The sequence below is a fragment of the Pararhizobium sp. PWRC1-1 genome, from assembly GCF_049897905.1.
In the GTDB taxonomy this organism is placed as follows: Bacteria; Pseudomonadota; Alphaproteobacteria; order Rhizobiales; family Rhizobiaceae; genus Pararhizobium.
In genome coordinates this window covers 111,189-136,527 of sequence record NZ_JAFCXE010000018.1, presented here as the reverse complement: position 1 = coordinate 136,527, position 25,339 = coordinate 111,189, and the positions used below count along the sequence as shown (strand labels likewise).

Here is a 25,339-nt window from a genome sequence, read left to right as displayed (position 1 = left end):
AACTAGTGTCCATCGTCGGTTCCTATGTTCAATCTAGCGTGAATAGAACGCGCCGGAGTTTGTTCCCCGGGATGGCTTGCGATCCACGTTTACTGTGGTGATACAGGACTTTAGCCCTACCATCTTCCTGCGTTCGTCTCACAGAAACGAGACTCAAGCCCTAGGGTGGAACAGCTTCCGATCGATGACGTTGTGCTGCTGTAAACGCAAAGTAGGAGCCTTTCATGAAAACGAAACTCATTCTCGCATCAGCCCTCGCCACTACGCTGCTCGGCGGCACCGCTTTTGCAGAAGACGGTGCAGTTACCGGGGCGGCTGGTGGTGCCATCACTGGTGCAATCGTCGGCGGTCCCGTGGGCGCTGCAGTTGGCGGCGTCGCCGGCGCGATCGCAGGCGCTGTCATTGATCCCCCGCCAGAACGTGTTGTCACCTATGTTCGACAGCAGCCTGGACAGCGTTCAGTCGTCGTGGAACAGCCTATCGTCGTCGGGAAGCCTTTACCGCAAGAGGTGGTTCTGATGCCGATCGCGGAGGATCCCCGTTATTCCTACACCATCGTCAATGAGCAGCGTGTCATCGTTGACCCGCAGACACGGACTGTCGTCCAGGTGATCCAGTAACGGTAACCTGTCCGGTGACATGATCGCCGTGAAGGAGATAAGCAATGAACAGTTTGATCTGGCTCGTTGGAGCAATTGTCATCATCGGCGCAATCCTGTCGTTTATTGGGTTCGCCTAAATTTTGGCAGGGCGATACGGAATGTACCGCCCTGCCTCGCGTTGCCTCCCCCGGCCCTCAATGAGATCAACAAATGTCTTATCAACACACGCCAACGTCCAGTTCCTCACTAGGCGGGGTTTTTTTCTCTATTTTTCTTGTGATGGCTGGACTGACCCTGGCAGTCTTCTCCACGAGCATTGCCGGACCGCCCAAACGACAGATAAATGTGGTCTTGCCCAGCACTCACTTGGACCAGATGAAATAGCCTGCACCGTTCACAGCTCGCCCTCGCGAAGTCAGGGCCCGCGTCAAGAGTGGTTTTAACGACACGACCGAGGAGCGCTGCCATGTGGCTTGACCTGACATCTGAAACCGATGAAAAAATATACGTGAACGTTAATCAGCTCATCGTCATTTATCCGGTGGATGAGCACAAACTTACGCGGATTTTAACGTCTGGAGGGCCGATCACGATCAAGGAGCCAATGGCATTTCTCCAGTCGAAAATTGAAGGCGCGATCGGCAAATAATTCCAACTTGCTGCAATTTCCCGCGTTCGAGGCCATCGAATGCCTTTGACACGCACGTCATCAGATTCTAATGCAAAAATCTCAGACGGATCTCATCTGCGAGCGTGGCCTGACGGTTCACGATCGTGCGACCTTTGGAATCCTTCATGATATATCGCCCATTGCGCACGACCTCGCTGATCCCGTCGCTATGGCGAACAGATAGTCCTGCAGAACCGATCTTCCCTTTCGAACCCTGATCCTTTGCGCCTTGAGAGTTTCCTCGCGTCTCGCTTTTGCCCGCGCCCTGATTGCCATTCCCGCCGCCAGTCCCGCCGCCGTTCCCGTTGCCCCCACCGTTCCCATTGCCGCCGCCATTTCCATTTCCGCTGTTGCCGTCTTTTGCAAAAACAGAATGGGGGGCAAGCTCAGGGGTAAAATCCGAAACCTTCATTGTGTATGGGGTTGCCGCAATCAATACGCTCAAAATAATGCCGAGTTGAGACTGAACAATTTTTCGGCACGTCGTCATGCGGGACTCCTTGCGAGCGAACCTCTACGCCCATCGTCTCAAAGCACGCAGGCATGCGTGCAGTAGCGCTTTATACTCTGAATTTGACCGCGCCGGTCGTCAACAGTACCTGATCGTATATATCGTCATCCCCGCCTTTTCTCAATCTCGTCCAGACATAAGCCGTTTTCTGGTGGGGTTGAATGTCGCGCGACAACACAAGCACCTGTCGTTTACACGGATTTGGTCCCAAAATTTGACTTTCGCAACCTCGGTAGGGCCTTTGCCTTGATTTCATTCCAAAGGTCTTAGCTCATGAGAGGGCCGAAGCCGGATGGAGGGATGATCTACAAGAGCTATATTGACATAAGCCTGTCTCGCGATCAGCCGCTAGCGCTGAACAAAAAGTAGGCTACGTAACACGAGGTGTGAAATGTCCGACGGATTTACGATTTACGCTTACACCTTAGGAAATGGGAGCTCCTTGTCCTATGTTTCGGACGAAGCTCGGGCCTATGAAGAAGCGCGTGGTCATCGTCGCTTCCTCCTCGAAGATCCCAGTCGAATGCTTCCGGAGCATACGATTGTCTATAGGGTTTTGCTTCGCCCGCTCCTGGTCGGAGCTCTCGTCGATATCCTGAATGATCGAGGGTGCGCAGTTGAGAGGTTGGTGGAAACCATGGAGCCGATCGGGAAGGTCAGTTGATTGAACATTAGGTTTTCATGGTTGAGCATCAGTCGCCCCCAGACCGTCCCACCTAGGGAAGAGAAGGTGGCTGTTTCCAGGGACATGACCGCGAACACCTGCTCTGGCGCATCACGGTCACCAGCAATCAGTGGAAGATCTCTCATCGATAGCATGGCTGATGGTAAGCACTGCCTCGACACGTCTGGAAAGGAAACCGCACGATGACGCATTATGCCTGGACAATAAGAGCTAGCGGTTTACAGGACATACAAAAGGTCACCACGCTCCCGGAGCTTCACGACGTACTTCAGTTGTTGAAGCTACCCGGAATAGCACCTCCGGCATGGTTGACCGTGGATCCCTGGCGCGAAGAGCTTTCCGGGGATGGCCGCTACGTATATGATGAAGGCGGCTCGGATGAATGGTCCGTTGTCTGGACAAAAGTCTATTACGGGCCCGGTGACGTTACCTGACAGTGGCGCAGTTACGAAATCTCCTGAAATAGAGTGGGACCTGTTACCGCTCCCACGCAATAGCTGTACGGAAGCAGCCGAAGATTACTGCGGCCGTTATCTGCGGCGCAACCTCTTGTAAACGGATCTGCCGTTGCGGCTTCACGGTAGAACCCTAAAAACCCAAATAACGCGACGGAGATATTTTATCCCATGACCCGCCGCTCGAAAAGAACGACGGGTCTGGCTGGGGGTAGCCCTGCGGCCGTGTCTGTGCAATCCACGGCGAAGGTTAAACCGGTGACTTAGCACTGAGTTCCGGCGTGGGTGATACATAGGACCTTTGCCAGCCCACGATGGACTTTAGTCCGCGACGGCAAAACCACGTTTTAGATGAACGGTTCATCTACTCGCTCAGTCGGATGTGTAATGGCCCCAAAAATATCCGATGTACGAGAGCGACTACACCCTGCGTCTCCAGCGAGGCGAAAAGGGTCTTCTCTCTCCCGGACAGTTTGCCCTGTGGGATCCCGTGGAATGGCCCGATCCCGGTTGGTAGCTACCCCATCGGTTAGTTTGTCGACCGACAAGCCGCCAGGGGTAAGCCCCTCCCCTCCTCTTCCCCGCATCGTAGGACATTTTACCCAGATTGTGCGTTCTAGGTGCCCGCTAAATGAAGTGTCCATGAAACCTGGAAGGTGGACCTGCGTCGCGCGAAACGTGCCGATTCTATCGGCCGACTCACCGGTTCTGGAGGCAGGACACCCCAGTCAAACCGATCGCTCAGACCGAAAAGTCGCCGGAGCGAGTTGTATGCCGGAAAGAATCCAGTAGCACGGACGAAAACCGCGTTTTCGAAGTCGGCCGTCATAGCTACTGCAGGCGCGCAAGTTGCGGTGCGGCTGACTTTGTGACCCCTTCGCACATTCTCATCGTGATTTCTCATCAAGTCTGGAGCATGCGTCCATTGACATAAGCGCCGGTACCGCCAATAACAGTTGTCAGACATCTTACAAAATGTCGATGAACATGCTGGGAGGCACCATGAATTTTCTCACAAAGCTTATTGCTAGTACTGCGCTGCTGGCTGCCGCAGACTCTGCCTTTGCGGGCGAAACGCTTGATCGCGTGATGGAAAACAAGGCGATGGTTGTCGCGACCAATAGTAGTTGGCCGCCGCAGAGCTTTCTCGATGACAACAATGAAATGGTTGGGTTCGATATCGATGTATCTCGGGAGATCGCCAAGCGCCTCGGCGTTGAGGTAAGCTTCCAAACGCCCGACTGGGCGACGTTGACCGGCGGACGTTGGCAAGGGCGTTACGATATTGGCGTCGGTTCCGTCACCCCCACCAAGGCGCGTGCGCAAGTCATCGACTTTGCCGGTATCTATTACTACAGCCCCTATGTCTACGTGGTTCACAAGGATAGCCCCGCCAAGGCCGTGGGCGACCTGAATGGAAAGGTCATCGGTGTCGAGACGGCGACCACGTCGGAGGATTTTGTCCGCCGTCAACTGGAAATAGATGCACCCGGCTTGCCGCCGATCGAATACAAGTTGGAGCCGGGCGAAATTCGCACATTCGCCGATTCAATGCTGCCTTTCGACGACCTGCGTCTCGGCGATGGTGTGCGTCTTGATGCAGTTATCGCGCCAGAGCAGACCGCCAAGAACGCGATCAAGAATGGCTATCCGCTGCGCATTCTCGACGATGGCTATGCCTTTCGCGAGCCGCTGGTTGTCATCGGCGAGAAGGCCGATCCGGAATGGACGGCCAAAATCGGTGGTTTTATTGCCGATATGAAAAAGGACGGTACGCTCACTGCCCTGACGACCAAATGGTATGGCAAGGACTACAGCGCCGACTAAGCCTTAACAATGCCGGGCTCGCGCCCGGCATCTCCTTGCCAAATGAGCCTTACATGACCTATCCAGACACTTATTACCGCCGCACTTTGGCGGACGCGGTCGAGCGTCCAGCAGTCTCCGGTTCCGTCGATTGCGACACGGTGATCATCGGCGGTGGCCTCGCTGGATTGACGACAGCGCTGCAGCTTGCCCGCGCCGGCCACCGGGTCATCGTTCTTGAGGCCAGCAGCGTCGGCTTTGGAGCGTCAGGCCGCAACGGCGGCTTCGTCAGTCCCGGTTTCGCAACAGGGAACGACGCGATCGCCCGTGCTGCGGGCCGTGATGCCGCGCGAAAGCTGCATCTGCTTTCGATCGAAGGCGTGGATTTTATCCGCGACACGATCAGGGACCTCAGCATCTCTGAGGCGAGACCCCAGGCCGGCATCATGAGCGTCACACGCTACGACGACGGCACGAATTTGAAAGCCCACGCCGAGAATATGCGCCGTGAATATGGCTATCAGCTTGAGTTTCTGGGCATTGACGCCGTCCGCAACCGCCTGAAGTCAAACCGATATTTCCAGGCGCTCCGCGATCCGATCGCCTTCCATATGCACCCGCTAAACTATCTGCGTGCGCTGGCAACGGAGATTGAACGGCTGGGTGGCCACATCTATGAGAATTCACCAGCGTTGCGCTGTACTCTCGCTGGCGCACAAAAGCTCGTCTCGTGCCGCGGTGGACAGGTCAGCGCCCGCCAGGTCGTCTTTACCACAGGCGGCTACACGTCTTCACTCGTCGGCAAGCTCGATCGGTCTTACCTGCCCATCGCCACCTACGTCATGCTGACGGAAGAAGCCCCGGACCTCATCCGCGAGGCGATCGTGACCCGTGACGCAGTTGGCGACAACCGCCGCGCGGGCGATTATTACCGGCTCGTTGAGAACGGGAAACGTATTCTTTGGGGCGGGCGCATCACCACCCGGGCAGCCTCCCCGGCGGCACTCGCGGGCGAACTGCACCGCGAGATGACCACGACCTACCCTCAACTGAAAGATCTGAAAACCGAACTGGCCTGGTCCGGCCTTATGTCCTACGCCCGCCATCTCATGCCCCAGATCGGGGAAATGCAGCCTGGTGTATGGCATTGCACGGCGTTCGGCGGTCACGGCCTCAACACCACGGCCATTGGCGGCAAGGTCGTTGCCGAGGGCATTCTCGGTCAATCGGACCGCTACAAGCTCTTCAAGCCGTTCGGCCTTGTCTGGGCGGGCGGTGTTGCGGGCCTTGTCACGGCACAACTCACCTATTGGAAATTGCAGGCCCAGGATCGGTGGCGCGAGCGCGCGGCCTGATCAACACGGCGGGGAAATCGATGCTTGGAAGACTGATACTCGACTATCCCACGGCAGCCCGCCGTATCGGTGTTCTGCTGATTTTTGCGCTCGTAGCAGCAGCACTTTATGCGCTTGGAGTAAGCTCTGCCTGGATCGGCAAGCTCTTTCCGTCGGCCATTGACTGGCTGAAGGACAACAAGCAGCTGGGGCGCGCCCTCTCTGCAATCGCGATTGCCCTGATCATCGCATTCAACTGGAAACTGCTCCAGCTTTTGCCCCGCCGACAACAGATCGTGACGGTCTGGATCGAGCTGTTCGTCCTGCTGATGCTGTTCTTCTACTCGTTCGACCTCTCCCTCTCCTTCATCGCCCGTAAAATTGGCTTTATGATCTCGCAAGGGGTCGTCACAACGCTCTATATTTCGGCCATCTCGATTGCGATTGCCACCGTCATAGCTCTGGCGGGCGCCATGGCAAAACTCTCGAAGAACGGTGTGGTCTACGGTCTTGCCACCTTCTACACGTCTCTGTTCCGTGGCCTGCCGTTGCTGATGCAGATCTACATCATCTATCTCGGCCTTCCACAGGTCGGCTATGTGATCAGCGCGGTTCCCGCAGGCATCCTGGCGTTGTCGCTATGCTACGGCGCCTATATGACGGAGATTTTCCGCGCCGGTATCGAGAGCATCTCGCGCGGCCAGACAGAAGGCGCGACCGCGCTGGGCCTCAGTCCCAACCAGACGATGTTCCTCGTCATTTTGCCACAGGCGATGCGGGTGATTGTCCCGCCGACCGGCAATCAGTTCATCGCGATGCTGAAGGACTCATCGCTGGTATCCGTCGTTGGTGTCTGGGAGATCATGTATCTCGCCCGTACCCAAGGTCAGACGGAGTTTCGTCATATCGAAATGCTGATCACCGCTTCCATGATCTACTGGGTATTGTCGATGGGTCTTGAATTCCTACAGTCGCGCATTGAAGCCCATTTCGGCCGCTTCAATGCCCGCTGATCCGACTGTACTGGCTGCTGGAGCAAGCCCGACGCGGGCGAACATGCAGGCGGCGGCAATCGTATTATGTGCGTTTGCTTTGTTTTCCGGAACCGACGTTATTGTGAAGCTCCTGACCGAGCGGTTTGCGGTTCCGCAGGTGACATTCATGGTCACTGCCGCAGCCTTCATCTTTGTCGTGGGAACCGCAATGGCCGCGGGGCCTGGGCAGGCGCTTTGGCCACGTTATCCCGCTCTAGCCTTCGTGCGCGCAGCCCTGCTCGCCGCCGATACGCTGCTGATCCACTATGCCTTCGCCGCTCTTCCCTTGGCGGAGGCCTATGTGCTGGCTTTCCTGTCACCGGTGCTCGTCGCCCTACTGTCCTTTGCTCTGCTCGGCGAGCGGCTCTCGCAGGTGGCCTGGATCGGCGTAGTGCTCGGCTTTTCCGGTGTGATCGTCGCGTTGAAACCCGGCATTGCACCGATGAACATCGGACACGCAGCCGCAATCGGTTCGGCTCTGCTGTTTGCGTTGTCGCTGGTGCTTCTGCGCCGAACGCAAACGAATGAGTCCGACACGGCGCTGGTTGCGACCTTGTTCGTGGTTCTGGGCTTGCTCTCGTTCGGGGTTACCCTGGCCGGCGGTGGCTACGCAGCTGTTGAAACGAGCGATATCGTCCTGGTGGTTGCGGCCGGACTGAACTCTTTGGTGGTCATGCGTTTTTGGTGCGCGCTTTCCGCACCGGTGAAGCGTCGGTCGTTGCACCCTTTCAATATAGCCAAATCATTTGGGGATGCCTGTTCGGCGCGCTCGTATTTGGCGCACCGGTCGAAATCCACACGCTAGCCGGCGCTGCGATTATTATCGCGTCAGGCTGGCTGGTCCTAAAATAACCGGAGGAATTTCCATGCTGCAATCATCCAAACCCGAGATCGAGATCGCGCTCTCTGGAGTGAACAAATGGTATGGATCGTACCATGCGCTCGCAGATATCAACCTGGAGATTGCCAAGAAGGAACGGATCGTAATTTGTGGACCCTCCGGTTCGGGAAAATCCACGCTGATCCGCTGTATCAATAGACTTGAAGTGCACCAGCAGGGGATCATCACCGTCGGCGGCATTGTTTTGAACGAAGACGAAGAAAACATCAAAGATGTGCGCCGCGAAGTCGGCATGGTGTTTCAGCACTTCAATCTCTTCCCGCATCTAACCGTTCTGCAAAACTGCATTCTTGCACCCGTCTGGGTACGCAAGCTGAGCAAGCCTAAGGCAACCGAAATCGCCATGCACTTCCTCGAGCGGGTCCGCATTCCCGAGCAGGCCGATAAATTTCCGGGACAGCTGTCCGGTGGTCAACAGCAGCGTGTGGCAATCGCCCGTGCGCTCTGCATGAGCCCCAGGGTCATGCTGTTTGACGAGCCGACCTCTGCACTCGATCCGGAGATGGTCAAGGAGGTCTTGGATACAATGGTGTCGCTTGCGCAGGAGGGTATGACGATGATCTGCGTTACCCATGAGATGGGCTTTGCCCGCCAGGTCGCCGATCGGGTGATATTCATGGACCAGGGCCGCGTGGTGGAGGAGGCTCCCCCGACGGAATTTTTCGATAATCCGCAGAATGAACGCAGCCGGCTTTTCCTGAGCCAGATCCTGCACTGATCAGTTGATACGAGAAGAGACCGGCAATGCTTCGCCGGTCTCTTTTTAGTTCATCTTAGAACTCATCACACCATACCTCGGAGTTTTTGTGGCACCTGGGGGAAACCGCCGAAATGGCCGCATGCACGCGCGGCGCATTGGCGGCCTGATGCGAGGCTGGTTTCGAGGTTGTCGCCAGACAGGTGAGCATGGAGGAAACCGGCAATAAAGCTGTCGCCTGCCCCCGTCGTATCGATGACATCGACCGGTGTGATGCCAGTTTCGGCATATTCCCTGCCATTGCACGCCGCCGACCCTTCGGCTCCCCGCGTTACAACTGCGAGCTTGGCGCCGTTTGCAAGATATCCCTGCAACATTGCTTCTGCCTTCTGACGATCCTCGCCCGCGGAACCGAAGGCGATCCGGAGCCCTTCGACGCCAAGATGGACGGGGTCGTTGTTGACGGAGATATCCTGCGAGACACTGGTGCCCGCGCCGGCAACCCTGCGACGGACGAGGCCACCATCGGCTATCCAGCCAACGTGCACATGATCCATGCCGATGAGAGCCGTCAAATCCGCCTCGCTCGGTATGTAGCCTGCGCACACGCCGAATTCCTCGAAAGCGAAGATGCGGTCGCCGGTCTCTGTAATGTCGATATTCGTATAGGCGGTTTCGCCCGGCAGCATCTGCAGGTAATCGACGCGGACACCCTTCGAGATGAGCAAATGGCGTGTACGCTCGCCTTCCGCATCACGGCCGACAGCACCGAAATAATAGGCTTCATGGCCGAGCAGCGCCAGCTGGACGGCGACGTTGATGGCATTGCCGCCGATAAGTGATTGTCCGACAGGTGGCTGAAATCGATCGACGCAATTATCGCCGACGGCGGCGAAGCGGAGACGGGACATGGGACCTCGAGTAATCTTTCACAACCGCAGCGCCGCGACCGTCGTTGCGACTGTCGCGGCCCGAATGGTATCATCCGGCAATCTGAAAGACGTCCGGGAGCTACCGATTTGTCATCATGCCGACCCTGGCTTAGTAGGCAACCCGCTTATAGTAGCGGCGCGTGGTCAGCGGGTGATTGCGCAGGACTTCCAGATGGGCGCTGATGCGCTCAAGCACCGTTGCGAGCAGGATTGGCGAGATCAGACCACGCACTTCTTGCGAGATGCCCGGCAGTTCGAAACCGGCCGTATCGAGTATGGTGAGCTTGTCGGTGTAACTCGGCGCGAAATTTTCCACGCGATCGGCAACCGAACGGCATTCATCCTCACCCTTGAACAGGATGACGCTAACACCCTTCTCGACCAGCTCGAGCGTGCCGTGGAAAAAGTCGGAGGCGTGCACCGGACGGGTGCGGATCCATTGCATCTCTTCAAGAATACACATGCCGTAGTAGAAGGCTTCTGGCCAGACGTTACCGGCGCCGGTAACGATATGATAGTCGGAAGCAGCAAGGACCTTGGCAAACCCTTCCGCCTTGTCCTCATAGGCACGCTTTACCTCGAGCAACAGCTTTGGAAGGCTCTGCAATTCCGCGATGATTTGCTCGTGATTGGCGATATCGCCGCGATGCTTCATGATCGACAGCGCGATGATTAGCGACTGAAGATAAAAGGATTCGCAGGACGTATCGTCTGCGGCAAAATTTACGAACACATGGTCGCCGCCCCTGCCGAGAGGCGTTTCCTCATGGCCAACAAGCGTTAGGACGGTGGCCCCGGTTTCCTTGATTTTCGCCAGCAAAGCAACGCTTTCCGTGGTCGTACCGGACAACGACGGCATGACGACAATGGATTTCCTGGTCAGATTGGCCGAGCCGGTGATGAGGAGTTCTGCGGTCAGGTGGATGAAGGAAGGGAAGCGCGACTTGCGCTGCAACAGCTGATAAGCCGGCTGCATAAGGATGGCAGCCCCTCCGGTCCCCAGGAAAAAGACATTTTCGGCACCCGCAGCCAGGCAGCCCGCAATCACATCATCGAAGCGCTTTGCAAGGCCGGCGGCGCCTGACTGGATGCGCAGGAATCTTTCTTCGTCAAAATTCAGCATGGAAAACCCTCTGTTGTCATGATCATGGCTACCCGTGATCGCCTCAGCTCTCTGTCGAGCTCGACAATGTTGTAAGACAACTGACATCTTTGTTTTTCGCTGTCAAGCGCGCTTTAAGTTTCTCTGTCTGGCGATGCATGGATTGCCTTCCAACACTCAGTTGCACACTCCATTGCCTCTGCTTGACCTTTGCGTATTTGTCAGACAAGGAAATAGAAATTTTTTAAACGCGTGAGGAATGCCTTGGACGAACCCATTCGCGATACCCGCACCCTGGTGATCCAGCTTCGCGATCGCATCGCCGATCTGATCCGGGACGAAGATCTTCAGCCGGGCGACAAGCTGCCAACGGAGGCGCAACTGACTGCCCGTTTCAAGATTTCGCGCCCAGCCCTGCGCGAAGCATTAAAGCTGCTCGAGCAGGACGATATTATCTATGTCGAGCATGGACGCGGCCGCTTCATTTCGGCGATTTCTGCGGTCCAGGTCGTTCGGCCTATCACCGTGTTCGAAAGCGTCACCGACATGGCGCGCCATTATGGGTACAAGCCTCGGAACAGGGTTCTATCGATCTCCGAAGAAACGCCCGACGCGACCATTGCCCAGCAATTGCGCCTTGATGCTGGCGAGCGCGTCATCCGCATCGAGCGTCTTCGGCTGGAGAACGACACGCCGATCATGTACTGTCTCGATTACGTGCCGCGCAGTATCGTGCCCGCTCGCCTCTATGATATAGACTGGAGTGGTTCGCTTTTGTCCCTGCTTGAACAGCACAAGCAGCGGCCGCGCATGTCGGCTGCAGCCGTGACGGCAGTGATGCTTCCGGGCGATGTGGTGGAACGCAACGACCTGAGGGATTTCGGCCCTGCCCTACTTATCACCGAAACCTGTTTCAATGCTGTCGGCATACCCGTCATTTACGCAATCGACTATCACCGCGGCAGCCATTTTTCCTTCAGTCTCGTGCGCAAATAGCCGCCATGAGCAAAGCACCGGGCAAATGGGGCAGAGACAGGGGAACGCTCTCCGGGGAAGCCTGTTAAGAAGCTATACCGCCTGTCGGCTACAAGCGCGTACGTCAAGCCGTCCGACGTAATGATCGCCATCGGAACGAGCTTCCGAAATCGAACACCTTAAGCTCACGCCGGCACCGTGAAAGTCGCCCGCCTTGACAGGAACTGAACCGACGACCATCAGCTAAAAATCACTTTCATCGCCCGCTTTGACAAGTAGCGTCAGCGCTGACCCGATCAGGCGGGCCATCATCTTTCCTTGCGCCTTGCCATAGATGACAATTTGGGTCACTGGCTGGCGTTCGCCATCATCCGCTTGGACACTGCTCATTCCCCGCCACGCGATAGACTTAGGCGAGCTTGCGTGTTTTCCGCCAAAAGCTCCTGAGCAACGCAGCGTCTGTTCCAGAGGCGCGCCTGTGACGCGAAGAAGTTGTTGATGCTGTTTGAGGAAAGCTGGAGCTATCTCGCGAACGATGTGGACAGCAGCATCGCCGGTATGGTGGGGTTGTCTGCATCGGTGACAAGCAGAAGATCCAGACGATCGCCGTCCACCCGAACACAGATGCCCTCCACCTTGTATGGCCGGTCAAGTCGCTGCAAGGACAGCAGATGTCCGTCGTTGTCGATTATTCCGATTGCAGCCCCAATGCAGGGGCCATCGCGATAAGCATCTTCAGTATCTTCCGCCACGGCGCTGAACACCATATCACCATTGCGCAGCGCCGCTGCGTCGGTGAAGCAAAAGGGGACGCCTTCGGTTAAGCCAAGGCTTAGCCGATTGATAGCGGATGGCTCGATGGGATCGGCGTGCGCACTTAGCAACGCATTGAGGACTGGCGAAAGCGGATAACGGATGATCGCGTTGTCGGCATGCCGCTTGTTGCCGCGCTGGAACATGCGCAACTCGTCGCCAACAACAACCGCGCCCTCGATGTTAAGTTCAGCGAACGCGTCGTAAAGGGGGCCGAGAATGGCGGACATATCCAGTTCTTTAGGCAAACCGCAGACCGCACCAAACGGGTCGAGGCTGAGCAGAGCGCCGTAGCCACGGTTCGGCCTCGACCCCGATCCGAAAGCCACCAGTGCGCCATGCGGAAAATTCTCCACAGCAGGAATAAGGGTGAGTGCTTCGAGGTCCGGCTTTTGCCGCTTTCGCTCAGCCTTGTTGGCGGGCAACACACCATCAAACAGCCGGATCAGAAGACCAGGATCAGGCGCGGTTGCGGAAAATACACCGAGATGGCGCTCGTCGTCGGCAACAACGTAAACAGTTGAGCCGACGCGCACGAGCCCGCTTGCAGCGCTTATATGCAAAGGCTGCTTTCTCGCATCATCCGCAGAGATGTTGAGCTTACGTATCTCGGTAAGGGTGATCATTGCTGTATCGTATCAGGGTGAGTTGAACAGCTCCAGCGGTTCCCTGCACTGAGTGGAAGAGAGCTGCCGGCATTGGAATGTCTGGGCCCTTCCCCGCCTAGCCGAGACCGTCCTCACGCCATTCACTGCTCTTTGCGCTTCCGGCGCGATCAACAGATGTCAACTCAAGCGAATCCATAGGGCGATCACACGAGTTTAACACTTCACCCACTGGTCGAGGTACCCTCACCCATCCATTGCCAATCGCGAATCTCCGGCATGTCTTGGCCATGCGCGCGGATATACGCCCGGTGCTCAAGCAACTTGCTGTCCATCATTTCCTTCAATCCGATGCGGATGCTTTTCAGCTCCGGTACCCAGTCCAGCACGCTGTGCACGATATGGTAGCGGTCGAGACCATTCAGCACGGTCATGTCGAAGGGCGTCGTCGTCGTGCCTTCCTCGTTGTAGCCGCGCACATGGATGTTGTTGTGATTGGTTCTACGATAGGTGAGACGATGGATCGTCCAGGGATAGCCATGGTAGGCGAAGATGACTGGCTTGTCGGTGGTAAACAGCGCGTCGAACTGCTTGTCTGAGAGGCCATGCGGATGATGCTCTTTTGGCTGCAGCGTCATCAAATCCACGACGTTGATGACCCGGATGGCCAGATCCGGCGCAAGCTCCTTGAGGATCTGCACTGCGGCCAGCGTCTCCAGCGTGGGAACGTCGCCGGCACACGCCAACACCACGTCGGGCTCGCTTTCGCTCTTCGTTGAAGCCCAATCCCAGATGCCTATTCCCGCCCGGCAATGTACGATTGCCTTGTCCATGGACAGCCACTGCCACGACGGTGGCTTGCCCGCGACGATGATGTTGATACGGTTCCACGTGCGCAGGACATGGTCCGTCACGCAGAGCAGTGTATTCGCGTCCGGCGGCAGGTAGACGCGTACGATGTCAGCTTTCTTGTTGAGGGCGACATCGATAAAGCCTGGATCTTGATGGCTGAAGCCATTGTGTTCCTGATGCCAGACATGGCTCGAGAGCAGATAATTCAGCGACGAGATGGGTCTGCGCCATGGAATATCCTGGCACGCATCCAGCCACTTCGCGTGCTGATTGAACATCGAATCGACGATGTGGATAAACGCTTCGTAACAGGAAAACAGCCCGTGCCGGCCAGTGAGAAGGTAGCCTTCGAGCCAGCCCTGGCAGGTATGCTCAGATAGGATTTCCATAACTCTGCCGTCGCGCCCCAGATGAACGTCCTCCGGAAGGATTGTCTCCATCCACGCGCGTTCTGTCACCTTAAAGACATCCTGTAGCCGGTTAGACGCCGTTTCGTCGGGACCGACGATACGGAAGTTCTTGGCGGTGTCGTTTAGCTCCATAACGGCGCGCAGGAAATCGCCCATCGCTTTTGTGGATTCGGCTCTCATTGACCCTGGGTGCCCGGTTACCACTGCATGATCGTGCAATCTGGGGAGATCGAGGGATTTGCGCAGAAGACCACCGTTGGCATGTGGGGTGGCGCTCATCCGACGCAGGCCTTGCGGCGCCGTTTCACGGATTGATGCCAAGGGAGCGCCTATCGCGTCAAACAGTTCTTCTGGCCGATAGCTTCTCAGCCATTCCTCTAATAGCCTCAGATGATCCGGATTTTCCGCGATCCCCGAAAGGGGTACCTGATGCGACCGCCAGAACCCTTCGGTCTTCAGGCCATCGACATCTTTCGGGCCAGTCCAGCCCTTCGGGCTACGCAACACGATCATCGGCCATTTGGGACGTGAGGACTGTTTAGAGCCGCCCCGGGCAGTGCCCTGAATATCATGAATTTTGCTGATCGCCTGGTCGAGAACAACGGCCATTCGCTCATGCATCAGTACTGGATCGTGCCCTTCGACAAACAGCGGCTCGTAGCCGTAGCCGATGAACAACGCACGCAGTTCGTCTTCTGGTATGCGCGCCAGAATTGTCGGATTGGCAATCTTGTAGCCATTCAAATGCAAGATCGGCAGGACGGCGCCGTCGCGCGCAGGGTTCAAGAATTTGTTTGAATGCCATGCGGCTGCAAGCGGCCCGGTTTCAGCTTCTCCATCGCCAACCACGCAGGCGACGATGAGATCCGGATTGTCAAAAGCAGCGCCAAAGGCGTGTGAAAGTGCATAGCCGAGTTCGCCACCCTCGTGGATGGATCCGGGGATATCCGGCGCTGCATGGCTGGGAATTCCACCCGGAAACGAAAACTGCCTGAATAGTTTTCGCATTCCCACCTCATCCAGCGTGATGTCTGGATAGAGTTCACTATACGTGCCTTCGAGATAGGTATTGGCGACCATTGCCGGGCCGCCATGGCCAGGCCCACAGACGTAGATGACGTCCTCGTCACGGGCTCGGATAACGCGGTTCAGGTGTGCGTAGATGAAGCTCAAGCCTGGCGATGTACCCCAGTGGCCCAGGAGCCTTGGTTTGACATGCTCCAGCCGAAGCGGTTCGCGCAGCAGTGGATTGTCCATCAAGTATATCTGGCCGATCGTCAGATAATTTGCCGCCCTCCAGTACGCGTCAATGCCATGCAATTCGCGTTGCGAAAGACATTGAGATTCAGTAGCGGCATTCAGGTGGTCGCTCATATTGGCTCCTAATTTCGCAGACCTAAAAAAGTGCGTACTGGGGGCGGATCCGGCTGCGAAGTCGAAGCACCGTTCTTGCCGTATTTATCGACACCAACGCATCAAGCGGGCATTGGGTCCATTCGGTAGCGACAAATGCCAAAGCGACAGGCATAAAACTGGCAGACACAGGCCGCATAGTCGAAGAGCGTCGTTTCGGCAAAGAGCAGCGGACCCGGGATAAATCCGCTAATCTCTGTTCGCCACCGCGACGGCGCGAAGATCGGGAACGAGCGATCCTTCACCGCTGACGCGGATATCGGCGGCGTTTGCCTCATCTGTATCGATATGCATCTCGGTTACTGCGTCGGCGCCGACGCGAATGAGCGTCTTGCCAAACACCAGCCCGCGCTCTTCGTCGCCGATGTGAACGTCCACGAGCGTACCGTCCGCAAGGCCCAGGCGCCCGGCATCATCCGGGTTGGTATGGATGTGCCGCGCAGCCACAATCAGCCCATCGGTATTGAGGCTACCGACGGGTCCGATGAGGCGAACCGTTGGCGTACCGTCCAGCTTACCGCTATCGCGAACCGGCGCATCAATGCCGAGCGTAAAGCCATCCGTTCTTGAAATTTCGATCTGCGTGCGGGGACGCTCGGGGCCCAGAATGGCGACGCGCTCCAAACGACCTTTAGGCCCCTCTAGCGTGATGCGCTCGCTTGCGGCCCATTGTCCGGGCTGGCGGAGAGGAACGGCGGGCGTCAATTGGTATCCGGCTCCAAACAGTGCCTCGACCGCTGCTCGGGACAGGTGAACGTGACGGGCCGATACCGCAACGGGGATCGGCTCGGGCACGGTTGCCTTCGGCGCCAATGCGCCGGCTGTCTCCCGGGCGATCATCAATTGCTCGGCAGTCTCTGTAACGATGACCCGCACCCTGGCACCGTAGGCCTGGATCTGCGGTGCAGCGTGTTTCGCAAGTTCGACAAACTGGTTTCGATCGTGGTCGAGCCGCAAACCCATGAACTCCAGTCCATCGCAGATGCGCCGGCGCATTGACGGGGAGTTCTCGCCGATCCCTCCGGTAAAGACGACAGCATCAAGGCCACCCATCGCCGCCGCATAGGCGCCAATGTATTTCCGGGCACGATAGGCGAACAATTCGATGGCAAGCTGGGCTTCGGTGTCACCTTTACCGGCCCGATCTTCGACATCGCGCATGTCGGATGAGCCCGTCAGTCCCTTCAGCCCGCTCTGTGAATAGAGAGCTTCCTCGACCTCCGCTATTGAAAGGCCCAGTTGCCGCGACAGGAACCCAAACAGGCCCGGATCAACGTCGCCGGAGCGCGTTCCCATCACCAAGCCCTCGAGCGGCGTCATGCCCATCGACGTGTCTATGCTCTCCCCCCGGTTGACCGCGCAGACACTGGCACCGTTGCCAAGATGCACGCTGACGATCTGGAGATCACGCAGCGGTTCGCCGATCTCCTCCGCGGCACGCATTGCCACATACTTGTGTGACGTCCCATGAAACCCAAAGCGCCGCAGACCGGCATCGCGCCAAGCCTTCGGCACGGCGTATGTCGTTGCGCGTGGTGGATTGGTGGCATGGAATGCCGTATCAAAGACCGCGACCTGAGGCAGATTCGGCCAGACTTCCTTCGCAATGCGCGCAGCCAGCAGATTTGCGGGATTGTGCAACGGCGCCAACGGCGTCAGTGCCTCAATCGCGGCAATTGTCGCATCGTCAAGAACCGCTGTAGTTCGGAACCTTTCGCCCCCGTGCACGATCCGGTGGCCAACCGCCTCCAGTTTGTTAATCCCATGGCCATCAAGAATTTGCGGAAGGGCAGCCAAGGCGGCGGCAATGTCGCCAAGTGGCGCTTCCCCGGTTTCTGCCGCACCGTCCTTGGTGATCTTGTAGGAACAGCTCCCGGCCTCAAATTTCTCGTAGGTCGCTTTAAATATCTCGGTCGCCTTTTCCGCCATCTCGAAAACGCCGACCTTCAGGCTGGAGCTGCCGCAGTTCAACACAAGTATTTTCACAGAACGCCTTTCAGACTAGTTGGCCTAAACAATGTCGAGGGCTAACCGGAGCCCCATCTGACACGGTCACGACAGCTCGTGGCCGAGCGTCAGCTTTTCTCAACGATAACCACCCTTCAAGATCTGTTACCTTAATAACGTGCGATACCAATCATTTACGGAACCACAGCGCCTTGGGATTGGGCTAATAGCGCTTGGGATCTCGTAAGCCGCCTTCGCAACCGGCCCCGTGCATTTCATACGGGGACGAGGTATTGAACTGGATCATACGGCCCATGGTCCATTTATCGTACCAGGGTTTGCCGTAGAGATCTTGATCATCACTAGCGGCGATCAGCACGACAATACGGTTCTTAGAAGATTCGAGACGCTCGATTAGCTGCTGGAACGGGACATCCTTGTAATCGCGATAGAATTTCCCAGCGAGCCGGCCCAACTCGTTCCATTTGAAACCCGTCTCGGGAAAGTCGATCGCCTTGCCAGCCACGTGGCGGTCCAGCCATTTTAGCACCAGTTGCTTCCAGCCCACAAGGTTGGCCACCAGATTGGCTACACTCATCGATGTTCCCTCAGCCTGTCCCTCCATGACCGGGTCGCTCACCCGGGCCAACGGGATGTCGGCGAGTTCTTTCATTAGCTTTCCGAAACTGACCTCGATGGCCTGGAGCAACTCATCCTTGTTTTGCGGTACAGCCAATCAAGCGTCCTCGCCTTGCGCGGTTTCATCGGCCGCGAGGAAAGTCCGCAGTGCCCAAAGCACCGTTTCGGGTTGCTCCTCATGCGCAGAATGACCCGCGAAAGGAAGGTTCAGGAGTTTTGCGCCATTGACCCGCTCTGCGAGTTCCAGGGCATTCGTTCGCGACACCAGCATGTCGTCGTCACCCCGGATGACCAGGAGATCGCAACTGATCTCGCGAACCGTCTCGCCGGGGTAACCAGCCGCGCTCGAATCCAGCCAGAGCTCCACCACCGCGCGCGTGATCCGGTGGAAATCCGGCTCCGGGTTGAGAGATCGATAGATCTCGACTTCCTCAGGGAACATCTCGTACCAGCTTTCCGCAGTCACGCCCGCGTACATCTCGCGGATCGGGTCTTCCTCATTCAGCATCCAGTGCGCGCCGATCGTTACCACCTTGTTGATCAGGATGTCTTTCTCAGCCGCAAGACGCAGGGCAGCAATACCTCCGTCGCTATGGCCGATCAGTGTCACAGGACCCAGGTCGAGTTCACGCCAAACTGCCGCGACATCTTGCTCGATCCGCCGGTAAGTGAGTTTTTCGGTCCCGAGAGTTGACTTCCCCTGCCCCCGGCTGTCGATACCGATCAGGCGATAATCCAAAGCGAGATTGGACAGGATGGGGTTGAAGTCCTCAATGGTGCCGAGCCCGCCATGCAGGAAGACCAACGGGTGCCCCGTCTCTTTGCCCTTGATCTCGACGTAGAGATCGGCCCCGTCGACCGTCACGTACTGACCGCAGTTGTGATTGAAACCGCTCATTTCATATTCCGGCGGACTCGCCGTCCTTCCCTGATCCTATGGAACATACGCTCGCGACTGCGTCCACAGGTAGTGGCCCGCCGATCTCCTGTGAGTGCACTAGATACGGCTATTACGACAAAGACCTATTGATGCAGATCAATTTCTTGCTCGTTTTGGCCGCATGCCCACCATCAGCATCTTGGTGAGCGTGTGGGAGCATTTAATCAAGTGGGCATCGAAGGATGGGCGCTCGCCCGACTATTGCGCTTCGAAGTTCTAGGGGAAACCAGCTCGATGCAAATCGCTCCGGGTCTCCGGAACGCGACGCGAGGGAACTTTAAACGTTTCGAAACCCACGTGGATAAATCCGGGAACAAACGTTACCGTTTCACCGCGCTAGCCTTAAGGGAACGCGACAGGGCAGTTCAACATACGCGGAACATACCTTCGCCGCTTCGGGTTCACTGTGTGAAGGAGCCGCAAATGTCCAAAATGTTGAATGATCCGAATATTTACTCACCTGAGACTCTCGCCAAAAAATACGGGCTTAGTATTCAACAGGCTCGACGCCATATCAATCGGTTAGGCGTACTACGAACGGAGATCGATAGTTTCTTGGCATCGTCATTGAGGACACAAGAGCATAGAGATCAGGATATCAACAGAACCGTCAATGAGGTTTCTTTTGGGTGATTTGGCACCGGTAGCGCCACGCCGAGTCCTTGTGTAACTCCAACCGATGAAATTGAGCACCACGATGGCTTCCAGGCGGAAACGATGGCTGTGACGATGGAAAGCGACATTTGTCGTGTCAACTGGTCAGCAAGCGACGGAAGGCTAAGAATTCGTAATCACTTGTGCATCCTTCTCTCGCCTGAAGAGTTCACGAGCACCCAACTGGAATTGAAACATGCGCATAGATCAATGGCTTTCCCTTCTCATCATTGCCCTGATGATGGGCGCTTTCGTATGGGGACGCTATCGATACGACGTTGTCGCCGCAGGCTCCCTTCTCGCCGCCGTCCTCGTCGGTATCGTGCCTGCGAAAGAGGCCTTCTCTGGGTTCGCAGACGACATTGTGATTATCGTTGGAAGCGCCCTGATCGTCAGCGCGGCAATTTCACGCTCTGGCATTATGGACATTGCCCTTCGCAGGCTTTCGCCTGAGAGACGTGGCCCCCGAACGCAGCTTATAATCCTCGTTGTTATTGTCGCCATTCTGTCTGCATTCATAAAGAATATCGGGGCGCTGGCCATTATGATCCCGGTGGCGATCCAGATGGCGCGCAAGTCTCGCGTTTCGCCGTCGATGTTTCTCATGCCAATGGCATTTGCCTCGTTGCTTGGTGGTCTGATGACACAGATTGGCACCTCGCCCAATATTATCGTGTCCCGCGTGCGTGAGGAAATCACCGGCCAGCCGTTTACGATGTTCGACTACACACCCGTTGGCGCGTCCCTCGCCGTTGTCGGGCTCATATTCCTGGCCACCTGCTACCGGCTCTTGCCCGACCGTGTGCGTGAAGAGACCTCGCTGGACGAGGCGGTGAAGATCAAGAACTACACGACGGAGGCGCGTGTCACCGCGCCTTCTGTCGCGGTCGGACAATCGATCAGTTGGCTGCAAAAGCCCGCTGGCGGCGACGCGATGGTCACAGGAATAATCACTGAGGGAGGCGCTCGGCGGAAACCGCTTCCAGACATGATGCTAAAGGATGGCGATCTGCTCATTATTGAAGGCGAGCAGGCGGCACTCGACAGGATGGTCAGCGAAGGTAAACTTCGCCTTTCTGACCGCACGCTGGGAACATCAAACGGCAAGCTCTTGAATACTGTCGAAGCGATCGTTGGCGAGCACTCTCGCTTGATCGGCTTGAGTGCCAAGGACGTCGCGCTCTTTGAGAATACCGGTTTGAATCTTTTGGCGGTCAGCCGACGTGACAAGCGGTTTACGGAGCGCTTGGGCGAGATCAAGATCCGCAACGGCGATGTCGTTGTATTGCAGGGTGACCTGCAAAAGTTACCGGACCTGCTACGCGAATGGGGCTGCCTGCCGTTGGTGGAACGCAACCTAAAGCTCGGAAGTGTTCGTAATGGCCTGGTCCCCGTTCTGATTCTTGTCGCTACGATGGGTGCAACCGCGTTCGGTGGTGTGCCAGTAGCCACCGCGTTCTTCGCAGCAGCCTTCCTGATGGTTTTGACCGGATCGGCTCCCCTTCGCGACGTCTACAGCCATCTGGATGCCCCTATTCTCATCATGCTCGCTGCTTTGATCCCGATCAGCGACGCGCTAAAGACGACCGGAACGACCGAGGTAATCGCGGACCTGCTTTCTCGGACAGCCGAGATGCTGCCACCTTATGGAGCTCTTGCACTTATCCTGGTCGCAGCCATGGCGGTCACGCCATTCCTCAACAACGCCGCAACAGTGCTGGTCATGGCCCCGATCGCCGCCACTTTCGCAGAAAAGCTCGGCTTTCAACCGGATGCGTTCCTGATGGCTGTCGCCATCGGGGCCGGCTGCGACTTTCTGACCCCGATCGGTCACCAGTGCAATACACTGGTCATGGGACCGGGCGGCTATCGCTTCGGGGACTACGCCCGTCTGGGTCTCCCCCTTTCAATTATCGTCCTCCTCGTCAGCGTACCGATGCTCTTGCTTGTCTGGCCGATATAGCAGGACGATACTTCATGTTGGAACGCAGGCGTTGGCTCTGGCGTTTCGGGCCTGTGCCGACATCGAAGGAGACAACGTGTGGAACCTCTAATTGGACTAAATCAAAAGCCAACGGGCGGACAGGCGGCGGGAGACCAAGTGGGGCCTCCCCTTCCGACGACCTCATCCGAAAAAGTCAACGCCGTCATCCACTACTACCGCGGTGAGATGGGCCGCATGACGGGTTGGCGAGATCGCTTAGACCGGACCTCGAATTGGGCAATCACTGTTGTTGCGGCTTTGCTGTCGATCTCGTTATCGACGCCGACTTCCCACCACGGCGTCATTCTGTTCGGCATGCTGTTGGTATCGTTGCTCCTGATCATTGAAGCCCGGCGCTACCGGTTCTTCGACATTTACAGGGGTCGCGTGCGGCAGCTGGAGCGTTACTACTTTGCGCAGGTCCTAAGCCCGCAGGCTGAGCTGAATTCCGATTGGGCGGCTGCAATCGCCCAGAGCCTTCGCAAGCCGACCTTCCTCATCAGCTACCGGGGGGCGCTCGTTCGGCGCATTCGGCGGAACTACTGCTGGATGTATCTTATCTTGCTCCTGGCGTGGGGTCTGAAAATCTCCTCACCGGTACTGCTTCCTGACGATACGAATGCGCAGGTTGTCAGCCAATGGAGTGACCTCATCAATAACGCAGCTCTCGGGCCTGTTGCGGGATGGATCGTGTTGACCTTAGTGGGAGTGCTCTATGCGGCTGTCTTTTTTGCATCGCTTTACAACGAGCCGGATGATGGCGAATTCGCCTTCGGCGAGGCACATGTCTAGGTTCGCTCAACCGTGTTCATGCAAAAGCGCTGGCCGTTGAAGTTAAACCGCTCCACACCGTTCGAGCGGAATTTAGTTCCCCACCGCCTTAAACGGAATCGAACGGTCAACAGGGGCGCTGATCTTCCAGAAGCGCCTTAAGGCCGCACCTGATCATTGGCTGCCAGGATGGCTACCTACACGATGACGTCCGGGCCTGACGTCCCGCAGCAGCGTCGCGACAGCCGCACGCGCCTGATCGTATTCGGCTTTCTTCGGGTCGGGCTCCATGCCTTTCTGATCGAAACGATGCGGACGCCTCGGTATTCCGGCTGTAATGGCTGATCCCAGGGCGAGCGTACCCGATGCTGCAACGTCTCGCTCAGACGAGGTTGGTCACATCCGTGACGTTGCCGTGCGTTGCTTTGGAGTATGGGCAGATGCTGTGAGCGGCGGCGAGCAACTCGTGGGCGATCACAGGATCGACGCCGGGAATGCTGACATTGAGACGGGCGCTCAGGAAGTAGTTGCCGTCATCGACATTGAGATCAATCTCGGCATCGACTGCAATCCCTGCCGGGAGCTTGATCTGTCTTTGCGAGGCGGCTACTTCGATGGCACCCATGTAGCAGGCCGACCAGGCGGCACCGAACAGGTTTTCGGCGGCCGGATGCGGCTGCTTCATCTTGATGTCCAGAAAGCCGTCGCTGCTGCGGGTTCCACCGTCGCGGCCATTGGTGTTGTGTGTCTTGCCAGTAAAGAGAATCTTGTGGGTCATAACGTATTCCTGTCCTAGGTTTTGATGATTGAGCGACTGCACGTTTGTGCTGCTCCAAGAGGTACGTCACCGAGACAGAAACCGCACGTTAGGCGTTATTAGACGTCAATAGCTGCGATTAGCGACGTCCGAGACCAGTGCGCGTGGGGAGCATCCAAGCTAATCCGGGCAGATGCCATAGTGGTAAACTCTTGTGTGAAGGCTCGTCGACAACACAGGCACACCACGACGCCTAGCCGCCCGACACATTTCCGGGGCGTGGGCGGGACAATCGCAATCGCACACTGTTCCATCACGGATCAATCCTTTGATCCCGATGTGTCTGGTTCCATGGTCTCCTCCGCGACACGATGACAATTCACGTTCGCTCCTCAAGCAGCTCGCAGCCCCCCCCGAAAAGCTTTTCACAGGAGCATTTCGCCAGCAATACGGGGCGATGAGGCTTTCGTTACAGGGACGGTGGACCGGAGGTCGAAATACCCCTGGTCACATCGCGTGATAGCGGGCGATGGATCATACCCGAAGGCTGGCCGATAAAAGGTTAGAAAGCCGCACGAAGCTGCGGCGGTTGAGGCGTGGGAGGAAGCTGGGGTGCGCGGATGGGATCCAAGTCCGCAGTAGGGAAATACACTTATCCCAAAATGATAGACAACGGAGATGTTGCGCCATGCATTGTCGATATTTTTGAGATCAAAGTTTCAAAAGCAAACGACGAGTTCAAGGAGCGCGGCGGACGAATCCTGGCATGGTAGACACCCGACGAGGTGAAGGCGTGTCCGCGAAATCGAGCTAAAATCTCTTCTCGTTGAATTCCGACCGCGCATCGGCGTGACCGCAACCCACATAAGGCGCATCGAAGCGCTAAGCCTTAGTCCGCACTGACCTCCCAATGATCGTCCGGATTGAACGTCTTGATCCCCGCCGCCATTGCCGCCGTTCTCTCACCAAGATCGGCCTGGTAGACCGCGCCGTTCGCATTCACTGTGAACGTGTGAACGCCTGTTTCGCCATAGCGGATCGGCCAGGCAATCAGCGCGAACCCGGCGATCATGTTGCCGTTGATGACGTAGTCGAACTTGCCGCCCGCAATGTTGGGTCCCTGGCCTTCGATGATCCGGTAGCGATAGCCGTAGTAACCCTCCCCGGCCTTTGCCTTGTCAAGTGCGGCATTGTCTTCAAGAGCGTTGCCCGCAGGGCTTTCCTCCTCGTTTGAATCAGGCGACCAGTAAAGCCCGTCGGTTTTGCCATCGCTGCTGATCAGCTTGCGGGCGTATTCCAGCACGCCGTCCTCGTCGCGGTCGGCGGCGGCATATTCCCGCTGGGCGTCGACATAGGCGCGCATCGTCTCGATCGTATGCAGTTCGTTCTCGCCGACGCGGCGGTTAATGATCTCCTCAAACCCGGCATACGTGTCGAACGACCATTTGCCGTCTTCGCCCTTCACAACCGGGAATGGCAGCGGCCATAGTTTGTCACCGATTTCAACGATCTTCCGGCCTTCGACATCCTGCGTGATCACCTTTGCCTTTGCGCCATCGCGGATCTCTGAAAAGGTATCCATCACGCCCTCGCCCGTCTTCGTCTTGGCTGGGTCGAGCCCGAGTACGGTCGCGAACTTGTCGAAGTCGTCGGCTGATAGTGCCGCCTTGAAGGCGTCGATGGCCTGTTCCGGCGTGTCGAACACGGGCGGGTCGGTGGGAGAGGCGAAGGATGAGATGGCGGTGGCGTCCGATGGTTCGGCGGCGCTGGCAGTTCCCGTAGAACTCAAAAGACCGGCAGTGATTACCGAGCCGAGGACCATTTTGCTTATTTGATGGATCATTGCTTGT

22 protein-coding genes and 2 pseudogenes are annotated in these 25,339 nt (G+C 57.0%); 13 read left to right on the top strand and 11 right to left on the bottom strand.

All coding sequences use genetic code 11. The features are described 5' to 3' along the window. The first annotated feature begins 224 nt into the window (after positions 1-224). Positions 225-620 (top strand): DUF1236 domain-containing protein, encoded by a 396-nt coding sequence (locus tag ACP7E0_RS24685; RefSeq protein ID WP_426128672.1) that lies wholly within the window; start codon positions 225-227, stop codon positions 618-620. Positions 621-1,068: 448 nt separating this feature from the next. Then, a complete protein-coding gene (locus tag ACP7E0_RS24680; protein WP_426128670.1) occupies positions 1,069-1,251 on the top strand; it encodes a hypothetical protein in 183 nt (60 codons plus the stop codon). A 67-nt stretch (positions 1,252-1,318) separates the two neighbouring features. Here ACP7E0_RS24680 and ACP7E0_RS24675 read toward each other — a convergent pair whose 3' ends face one another. After that, complete coding sequence (locus ACP7E0_RS24675) at positions 1,319-1,762, bottom strand: hypothetical protein (RefSeq protein ID WP_426128668.1); 444 nt, start codon at positions 1,760-1,762, stop codon at positions 1,319-1,321. Positions 1,763-2,650: 888 nt separating this feature from the next. Between ACP7E0_RS24675 and ACP7E0_RS24670 the strand changes: the two genes are divergently transcribed. From ACP7E0_RS24670 to ACP7E0_RS24640, 7 genes and pseudogenes are all read left to right on the top strand, one after another. Then, positions 2,651-2,902, top strand: coding sequence for a hypothetical protein (locus tag ACP7E0_RS24670; protein ID WP_426128666.1), 252 nt, complete (start codon positions 2,651-2,653; stop codon positions 2,900-2,902). A 1,023-nt stretch (positions 2,903-3,925) separates the two neighbouring features. Then, positions 3,926-4,750 carry a transporter substrate-binding domain-containing protein gene (locus ACP7E0_RS24665; RefSeq protein ID WP_426128664.1) on the top strand — a complete coding sequence of 275 codons (825 nt, stop codon included), beginning with the start codon at positions 3,926-3,928 and terminating at the stop codon, positions 4,748-4,750. Positions 4,751-4,803: 53 nt separating this feature from the next. Further along, positions 4,804-6,084: an NAD(P)/FAD-dependent oxidoreductase gene (locus ACP7E0_RS24660; protein WP_426128662.1), complete on the top strand. Its 1,281-nt coding sequence runs from the start codon at positions 4,804-4,806 to the stop codon at positions 6,082-6,084. Positions 6,085-6,104: 20 nt separating this feature from the next. Further along, on the top strand, positions 6,105-7,076 hold the full coding sequence (locus ACP7E0_RS24655) for an amino acid ABC transporter permease (RefSeq protein ID WP_426128660.1): 972 nt from the start codon (positions 6,105-6,107) through the stop codon (positions 7,074-7,076). Then, positions 7,066-7,458, top strand: a pseudogene (locus ACP7E0_RS24650) (DMT family transporter); the annotation flags it as partial. The gene ACP7E0_RS24655 and the pseudogene ACP7E0_RS24650, both read left to right, overlap by 11 nt. A 323-nt stretch (positions 7,459-7,781) precedes the next feature. Then, on the top strand, positions 7,782-7,949 hold the full coding sequence (locus ACP7E0_RS24645) for a hypothetical protein (protein WP_426128658.1): 168 nt from the start codon (positions 7,782-7,784) through the stop codon (positions 7,947-7,949). Positions 7,950-7,963: 14 nt separating this feature from the next. After that, positions 7,964-8,716, top strand: coding sequence for an amino acid ABC transporter ATP-binding protein (locus ACP7E0_RS24640; RefSeq protein ID WP_426128656.1), 753 nt, complete (start codon positions 7,964-7,966; stop codon positions 8,714-8,716). Positions 8,717-8,781: 65 nt separating this feature from the next. Here the strand turns inward: ACP7E0_RS24640 and ACP7E0_RS24635 are convergent, their stop codons facing one another. After that, complete coding sequence (locus ACP7E0_RS24635) at positions 8,782-9,606, bottom strand: PfkB family carbohydrate kinase (protein ID WP_426128654.1); 825 nt, start codon at positions 9,604-9,606, stop codon at positions 8,782-8,784. Positions 9,607-9,736: 130 nt separating this feature from the next. Beyond that, positions 9,737-10,750 carry an SIS domain-containing protein gene (locus ACP7E0_RS24630; protein ID WP_426128652.1) on the bottom strand — a complete coding sequence of 338 codons (1,014 nt, stop codon included), beginning with the start codon at positions 10,748-10,750 and terminating at the stop codon, positions 9,737-9,739. 243 nt (positions 10,751-10,993) lie between these two features. Here ACP7E0_RS24630 and ACP7E0_RS24625 point away from each other — a divergent pair, with 243 nt between their 5' ends. Beyond that, positions 10,994-11,725 carry a GntR family transcriptional regulator gene (locus ACP7E0_RS24625; protein ID WP_426128650.1) on the top strand — a complete coding sequence of 244 codons (732 nt, stop codon included), beginning with the start codon at positions 10,994-10,996 and terminating at the stop codon, positions 11,723-11,725. A 222-nt stretch (positions 11,726-11,947) separates the two neighbouring features. Here the strand turns inward: ACP7E0_RS24625 and ACP7E0_RS24620 are convergent, their stop codons facing one another. The 6 genes from ACP7E0_RS24620 to ACP7E0_RS24595 all read right to left on the bottom strand — a co-directional run bounded on the left by ACP7E0_RS24620 (position 11,948) and on the right by ACP7E0_RS24595 (position 19,281). Continuing rightward, complete coding sequence (locus tag ACP7E0_RS24620) at positions 11,948-12,094, bottom strand: hypothetical protein (RefSeq protein WP_426128648.1); 147 nt, start codon at positions 12,092-12,094, stop codon at positions 11,948-11,950. A gap of 131 nt (positions 12,095-12,225) precedes the next feature. After that, entirely contained in the window at positions 12,226-13,143 is a 918-nt protein-coding gene (locus ACP7E0_RS24615) for a DUF6929 family protein (protein WP_426128646.1), read from the bottom strand. Positions 13,144-13,346: 203 nt separating this feature from the next. Beyond that, positions 13,347-15,758 carry a phosphoketolase family protein gene (locus ACP7E0_RS24610; RefSeq protein WP_426128644.1) on the bottom strand — a complete coding sequence of 804 codons (2,412 nt, stop codon included), beginning with the start codon at positions 15,756-15,758 and terminating at the stop codon, positions 13,347-13,349. A 228-nt stretch (positions 15,759-15,986) separates the two neighbouring features. Next, positions 15,987-17,783, bottom strand: a complete 1,797-nt coding sequence (locus ACP7E0_RS24605) for an acetate/propionate family kinase (protein ID WP_426128642.1) — start codon at positions 17,781-17,783, stop codon at positions 15,987-15,989. A gap of 184 nt (positions 17,784-17,967) precedes the next feature. Continuing rightward, positions 17,968-18,480, bottom strand: a complete 513-nt coding sequence (locus ACP7E0_RS24600) for a ClbS/DfsB family four-helix bundle protein (RefSeq protein ID WP_426128640.1) — start codon at positions 18,478-18,480, stop codon at positions 17,968-17,970. After that, positions 18,481-19,281 carry an alpha/beta fold hydrolase gene (locus ACP7E0_RS24595; protein WP_426128638.1) on the bottom strand — a complete coding sequence of 267 codons (801 nt, stop codon included), beginning with the start codon at positions 19,279-19,281 and terminating at the stop codon, positions 18,481-18,483. It abuts the gene before it with no gap. An 892-nt stretch (positions 19,282-20,173) separates the two neighbouring features. Between ACP7E0_RS24595 and ACP7E0_RS24590 the strand changes: the two genes are divergently transcribed. Both ACP7E0_RS24590 and ACP7E0_RS24585 read left to right on the top strand, forming a co-directional pair. After that, on the top strand, positions 20,174-21,940 hold the full coding sequence (locus ACP7E0_RS24590; protein WP_426128636.1) for an SLC13 family permease: 1,767 nt from the start codon (positions 20,174-20,176) through the stop codon (positions 21,938-21,940). 90 nt (positions 21,941-22,030) lie between these two features. Beyond that, positions 22,031-22,753, top strand: a complete 723-nt coding sequence (locus ACP7E0_RS24585; protein ID WP_426128687.1) for a DUF2270 domain-containing protein — start codon at positions 22,031-22,033, stop codon at positions 22,751-22,753. A 361-nt stretch (positions 22,754-23,114) separates the two neighbouring features. Here the strand turns inward: ACP7E0_RS24585 and ACP7E0_RS24580 are convergent, their stop codons facing one another. Next, positions 23,115-23,510: an Ohr family peroxiredoxin gene (locus ACP7E0_RS24580; RefSeq protein WP_426128634.1), complete on the bottom strand. Its 396-nt coding sequence runs from the start codon at positions 23,508-23,510 to the stop codon at positions 23,115-23,117. Between the two features lie 316 nt (positions 23,511-23,826). On the opposite strand from ACP7E0_RS24580, the pseudogene ACP7E0_RS24575 reads away from it, so the two are divergent. Then, positions 23,827-24,392 (top strand): annotated as a pseudogene (locus tag ACP7E0_RS24575) (NUDIX hydrolase). Here the strand turns inward: ACP7E0_RS24575 and ACP7E0_RS24570 are convergent. Beyond that, the gene (locus ACP7E0_RS24570) at positions 24,379-25,332 is read right to left on the bottom strand and encodes a DUF2950 domain-containing protein (RefSeq protein WP_426128632.1); all 954 of its coding nucleotides are present in this window, start codon (positions 25,330-25,332) and stop codon (positions 24,379-24,381) included. The pseudogene ACP7E0_RS24575 and the gene ACP7E0_RS24570 sit on opposite strands and share 14 nt — an antisense overlap. Between the last annotated feature and the right edge of the window lie 7 nt (positions 25,333-25,339).